The following is a 5,892-nucleotide window of genomic DNA, read 5'->3' as shown; positions in this document are numbered from 1 at the left end:
GGCGATGATCTACCTTGCCATGACCCGCCTGATGCTCCGCCGACTGGCCCCATGACCCTTTTCAGACAGCTTCTTAGTTCGTTGGGCCCTCTTCTCAGTTTTAAATCACACTTTGTAAGATTTTAACTAAACTCTTATGTGAAAATTAAACGTGATATTGCTTGTAATATTCAAAATTTTGTGTTACATTTCTGGCAATTTCTTGTTTAGTAGCAGTAGGTGGAATCATGAGTAAGAAAAGCGAACAAAAGGAACATCTTATGGCTGATGGAACGCCCTCAGATGAAATTGATGACACCAATTCACCGACGAGATTAACCTCATCAGTTGTAGGATCATTCTTGCAATGGCTAGGAAAATTTTTGGCCTTACCCCAACTCCAAGGAGTCGGTGTAATTCTTTCAATACTTCTTTTGATATTTGGCAATGAAATTGGTCGAGTTCTGACAGTTCTCGTCCTGATATTTGTTGTTTTACAGTGGTTCTATCAAAACGGACGCCTTAGCGAAGTTGCAAGATTACTTCTTGCTTCCGTAATAGGTAATGTAATATGGCTTAAAAATAATTTTTTCTCAATCTTGCACAGGGTATTAAAGACACTCATTGTGGATTCCTATATTTTCATTGGAAGAAAAATAGGTAATCCTCCAATATACATACTAGTGCTGCTTCTTCTTGGTTGGGTATTGTACTATCTAAGTCAAATTCTTACAGAAGACAACCTTCGGCCTATAACAAGTGCGATCCAAATGTGGTTTGACGTGACTTTTTGGCCGATTTTTGAGGCTTATTCTTCCACTGTGAGGAATGATACTGATTTACAGATTATTCGATCACTGTCAAATGTGATAATCCTATTCATCGTGTTGTTCTTTCTTTTATTGGTTCGTGCCATTGGTGTGACAAATGAGCTTTCTCTATTAACAAAAAAGTTTGAGAGCATCGCAGTTTCCCTTAATTGGGACGAGATTATCAGAGAACAAGAAGCGAAGCTATTGATGCAAGCTCAATTGGAGTGGTTCCAATATGTCGAAAAGCAAAATGCTTTAGATAAGTTATTCCTTGAAGACTGTCTTCCCGTAGCCGCTCATAAAAAAGTTATTTATATCGGTTACACTACAGAACGTATTGCATTTCCTTTCTCTGACCCTTTAGTTAGACCGAGAATTTTTTCGGAAGATTGGAGTTCCGGTTATAGTTTTATACGTATGACACCAGCACAATTCCATGAAGCTTTAGAAGAATTTATTGACAATGTCAAAACGGATGAGTAATTACAATCTGGCCCAACAGCCGCATGCACGCGACGCCGCTGGCGCGGCCCGAACCTGGGCGCGATCTCGGCCGCAAACTGCGGCGTTCTCCGGCGTTCACCCCGCTCGGTGACTCGATCGCGTTCTTCACGTTCTTTCCACCGCCCAGCGGCGAACGTCCGCAGTTTGCTGGGCGCGGTGTCGTGCTGTCGCTCGGTGCCATCACCACGCCTGCCAGCGGGCGCGTGTTATACGGATCGTTGGGCCTCTGCAATCCGAAGCGCCCATGCCGAACGGTACCATGTGTGGTTGGTTCCTTTCGCAATGGGAAAAACCTGTGGCATACTACAAACAAAGGTGCTATACTACTTCTGCTGAGGATGCGTGCATCTGTCAGACACGAGGAGGATCGCATGATGCCGAATACGACTATCATGATACCCGTTGATACTGCGACCGCAGCAAAATATAATGCTGCAACAGAAGAAGATCGCCGGAAAGTACAATTACTCGTACGGATGCTTTTTCGTACGATACCACTCCCTGCCGATAGTACCCTCCCACAGATAATGAATGACATGAGCGATGAGGCACAATTACGAGGATTAACACCCGAAGTTCTTGATCAACTCCTCAATGAAGATGAATAATCGGTTTGTTCTCGACACGAATACGATCGTGAGTGCTGCCCTTTTTCGCCAGTCCGTGCCGCGTCAGGCGCTCGATCATGCGCTTATCGATGGGATACTCCTCGTTTCCGAAGCGACAGCACTTGAACTGACATCGGTACTCTTGCGTAGTAAATTTGATCGCTATCTCCAGAGAGAAATACGCGAGCGATTTCTTGCCGTTTTCCTGCAACAAACCACACTTATTGAAATCACTGAACCTGTGATAGCCTGTAGAGACCCAAAAGATGATAAATTCTTAGAAGTTGCAGTATACGGAAATGCGTCTTTAATAATAACTGGCGATAAAGATCTTCTTAACCTACATCTGTATCATGGAATTCCTATAATCACACCGAGAGAATTTCTTGACCTAAGATAATGTGTCAAGTATTATATCTGGGAAAAACCATAAATACAGTACTCTGAAGATATAAAACGGCGTCTTTTGCTCGTAATCCCCTTACAACAGCGTGGTCACGGCCCAACAACGCCTTGCACGCGACGCCGCTGGCGCGGCCTCAAACCTGGTGCGTTTTTCATGCGCGTTCCGTGCCGCTGCTCGTCTCTCTCCACACGGCTGCCAGCGGCGCACGTGAAGGCTGGCGTTGGGCGGCAACCTCAGCCCGAAACGCCCATGCCGAGCAGCAGAACCGAGCACTGGACAGTCTCGCCCACAATCATTCGCATATCTTTGGGGCTTGAATTCACAGAACATGTGCGCTATGATGAAGCCATCTCTGGTACGCAGACCGCATGGAGGCAGTGATGACAGCACAGCCAAAACGATATATTACGGAAGAAGAGTATATCGAGTTTGAGGTGGCAAGTACCCGCAAGCACGAATATTATCAAGGTGAAATTTTCGCCATGACGGGAGGAACCGAACCGCATAATTTATTGTCAGGAAATGCCTATGCGTCACTGCATGCACAACTGCGTCGCCGCCCATGCCGCGTCTATAATAGTGATCAGCGTATTAAAATTTTGACTACGGGATTACACACCTATCCGGATGTGACGGTCGTGTGCGGACAGCCACAGTTTATTGAATCATCACGCCTTACGATCACGAATCCAACCGTTATCATTGAAGTCCTCTCACCATCGACAGAACGATATGATCGTGGCATGAAGTTTCAGCACTATCGAACAATCTCCTCGTTCCAGGACTATATCTTGATCGCGCAAGACGAGCATCGGATTGAGCACTTCACACGCCAGGAAAACGGGATATGGCTATTGTATGAGGCCATTGGGATAACGGCACAAATCGTTCTTCGCTCGATTGACTGTGTGTTGACCGTTGAGGATGTCTACGAGAAAGTTGAATGGGCACACGGCAAAACGGGAATAACCCGAGAATCAGCCAAAGAAGAAAGCGGCGAATGAATAAGGTATCGCTATCTCAGAACACGTAAAATCTTGACATTATGAGCAGGAGAATCCTTCTCTATAGGCATGTTTTACGTATTCCTGTTAACCCGCCGCCCAACACGCCCTGCAGGTGACGCCGCTGGCGCGGCCCATAAGCTGGTGGTTTTTTACAATGTCGCCGCGTGCTGTCGCTCGCCTCGGTCTATCGAAGCCGCCAGCGGCGCCGGTGAAGCCCAGCGTTAGGTGGCTGTGAAGCACGGCCCAGGCAAAGAAACTGCCCTTGACTATCGGTATAACTTTTGTTATACTCGCAGTATGAAAACAGCCATCTCAATTCCAGACCCGCTGTTTGAAGCAGCGGAGCAGTACGCACAGGATAAAGGGCTCTCCCGAAGCGAGTTATACGCCAAGGCTATTCAGCATTATCTCGATACATTCCGCTACCAGGGCATCACCGAAGCGCTGAATTCCATTTACGGAACAGAGGAATCAAGACTTGACACAGGGTATAGCGCCGCGCAAACGCAAATACTATCCAAGGAAGAGTGGTAATGCAGCGCGGAGATATTTGGTGGGCAAACCTACCGGAGCCAACAGGTGCAGGATCAGGGTATCGTAGACCAGTGTTAGTAATTCAAGCCGATGCATTCACGAGAAGTCGTATTGCGACTGTGATTATTGTCGCTATAACAAGTAATCTGCGCCTTGCAACCGCCCCCGGAAACGTCTTTCTTCCCGCAACTGAGTCGAGTTTACCAAAAGACTCGGTCGTTAACGTCTCACAGATCATTCCCCTTGACAAGTCAATGCTCGACGAATACGTTGATCGTATTTCCGCAACAACACTGACCCACGTTGAAGAAGGAATACGCCTGGTGCTCGACGTATAACGTGGTGAGCGGTTGTAAAGATTAAAACGGAAAAGAGAGCGCGGAATATCTAACAAGTAACATCAGGTAATGGCTTTGCACGTGGATATTTTGAGATATGGTGTAACCCTTTATAAGCCCAGCCACCTAACCAGGCCGTGCAGCTGACGCCGCTGGCGCGGCCCTAACCTGGGCTCGTTCTACCCACAAACCGCGCCTGCCTATCACCGACGGGTAGGCGCTCTGCATTTCTCCAGCGGCGTGTTGGAGCACCGCGAGCTCCTGGCGATCTACGGGGCGGCAGGCGCCGTTTGCTGGCAGTGGCCGCCAGCCGCCGCGCCGTGTCCTCACGACGCCCGCCAGCGGCGCCGCTGAAGCCTGGCGTTAGGCGGCCCTCAACCCGAGCGCCGCTGTCGGGCACGATGCGGTATACTAGGAGGCAGATCGATTGTTCACCCAAAGCAGAACAACCATATACGATCGGGCCGTCCGTCCGCAAACCATGTCAGGCATGAGGTAAATATAGACGGACAGGAAGCAACCTATGTGCGGCGTATATCCCGTCCTGATACGGGAAAACGCGATTTGCACGAAACGTCACCGTCTGTCTACTGAAACAAACGTTCGTCATGCATTCACAAGGAGACAATGATGAACGAGATGGAATTGCTCATCGAACTTCATAAAGAAGGATATCGGCAGGGTCCAGGAAGTGACGAAGCAACTAGATTTGCCCTGTCTATGACCGGCATTGATGGTTCCAGACCCATTGAAGTCGCTGATATCGGGTGCGGAACAGGTGCGTCCACGATCATTCTCGCTCAGTCGCTCAACGCCAACATCACTGCCATCGATTTTTTACCTGAATTTTTGGATGTCTTGAGGTCAAGGAGTATTGCTGGCGGAGTTGCTGATAAAATCTCATGCCATTCGTGCTCCATGGATGACCTGCCCTTTGCTGATGAATCTCTTGATCTCATTTGGGCTGAGGGATCCATATACAACATTGGTTTCGAGAATGGCATCAAGAATTGGAAAAAGTTCATAAAGCCAGGCGGAACGTTGGTCGCATCAGAAATTACGTGGTTGACCAATGATAGGCCCAAGGAGATACAGGCGCACTGGGATGCCGAGTATCCAGAAATCGCTGTGGCCTCAGCGAAGATGGCCGCCTTAGAAGTTCACGGATATTCCCCGATTGGCTATTTCGTTCTTCCCCAGAATTGCTGGCTCGATGAATATTACAATCCGATGAGAGCGCGGTTTGCAGACTTTCTTAAAAAACATGAAGGGAACAATATGGCCGAAAGTATTGTGGCGGCAGAAAAGCACGAAATTGATTTGTATGAAAAGTATAGATCGCATGTGAGTTATGGCGTTTATATCGCAAGGAAATTATAGCAAAATGCCGAACAAGCCGATTCAGGCGGACGCCTTCCGCACCGCTGATCTTTGATGTTGGGCCACCATGCATTCCGCCAACCTGGAATGGCTGTACCTGCTGGTCGGTTCTATATTCTTGACTTTCGCGCCAGAAGTACATGCAATGTAACCACATCAGAGGAAGGGGTAAATGAGATGAGCAACGTCATCAAGACACGCCTGGTCAAAATCGGAAACTCGCAGGGCATCCGCATCCCGAAGGTTCTCCTTGACCAAATCCGTACCGTTGACCAACAACGATTACGAAAACGGCTTGGACGGATTGATCACCAAACACAATAC

General features: G+C 48.1%; 8 protein-coding genes. All 8 read left to right on the top strand.

Translation table 11 applies throughout. The features are described 5' to 3' along the window. Positions 1-260 precede the first annotated feature (260 nt). Complete coding sequence (locus EKD05_RS24960; protein WP_129678286.1) at positions 261-1,274, top strand: hypothetical protein; 1,014 nt, start codon at positions 261-263, stop codon at positions 1,272-1,274. Between the two features lie 392 nt (positions 1,275-1,666). Continuing rightward, a complete protein-coding gene (locus EKD05_RS24955) occupies positions 1,667-1,903 on the top strand; it encodes a hypothetical protein (protein ID WP_129678284.1) in 237 nt (78 codons plus the stop codon). After that, entirely contained in the window at positions 1,890-2,303 is a 414-nt protein-coding gene (locus tag EKD05_RS24950; RefSeq protein WP_129678282.1) for a putative toxin-antitoxin system toxin component, PIN family, read from the top strand. The genes EKD05_RS24955 and EKD05_RS24950 overlap by 14 nt, the downstream gene beginning before the upstream one ends. 386 nt (positions 2,304-2,689) lie before the next feature. Continuing rightward, on the top strand, positions 2,690-3,313 hold the full coding sequence (locus EKD05_RS24945; RefSeq protein ID WP_129678280.1) for a Uma2 family endonuclease: 624 nt from the start codon (positions 2,690-2,692) through the stop codon (positions 3,311-3,313). Between the two features lie 300 nt (positions 3,314-3,613). After that, on the top strand, positions 3,614-3,850 hold the full coding sequence (locus EKD05_RS24940) for a hypothetical protein (protein ID WP_129678278.1): 237 nt from the start codon (positions 3,614-3,616) through the stop codon (positions 3,848-3,850). After that, positions 3,850-4,188 carry a type II toxin-antitoxin system PemK/MazF family toxin gene (locus EKD05_RS24935; protein WP_240695930.1) on the top strand — a complete coding sequence of 113 codons (339 nt, stop codon included), beginning with the start codon at positions 3,850-3,852 and terminating at the stop codon, positions 4,186-4,188. Before EKD05_RS24940 ends, EKD05_RS24935 begins: the two co-directional genes overlap by 1 nt. Before the next feature lie 627 nt (positions 4,189-4,815). Then, positions 4,816-5,568 (top strand): class I SAM-dependent methyltransferase, encoded by a 753-nt coding sequence (locus EKD05_RS24930; protein ID WP_205704084.1) that lies wholly within the window; start codon positions 4,816-4,818, stop codon positions 5,566-5,568. A gap of 177 nt (positions 5,569-5,745) precedes the next feature. Continuing rightward, the coding region (locus EKD05_RS27370; protein ID WP_370374942.1) for a type II toxin-antitoxin system PemK/MazF family toxin at positions 5,746-5,892 on the top strand (147 nt) is incomplete at its 3' end.

The organism is Candidatus Chloroploca sp. Khr17 (assembly GCF_004138165.1).
GTDB lineage: Bacteria > Chloroflexota > Chloroflexia > Chloroflexales > Chloroflexaceae > Chloroploca.
The sequence above is the reverse complement of the archived record's forward strand: the minus strand, read 5'-3'. Positions and strand labels throughout refer to the sequence as shown.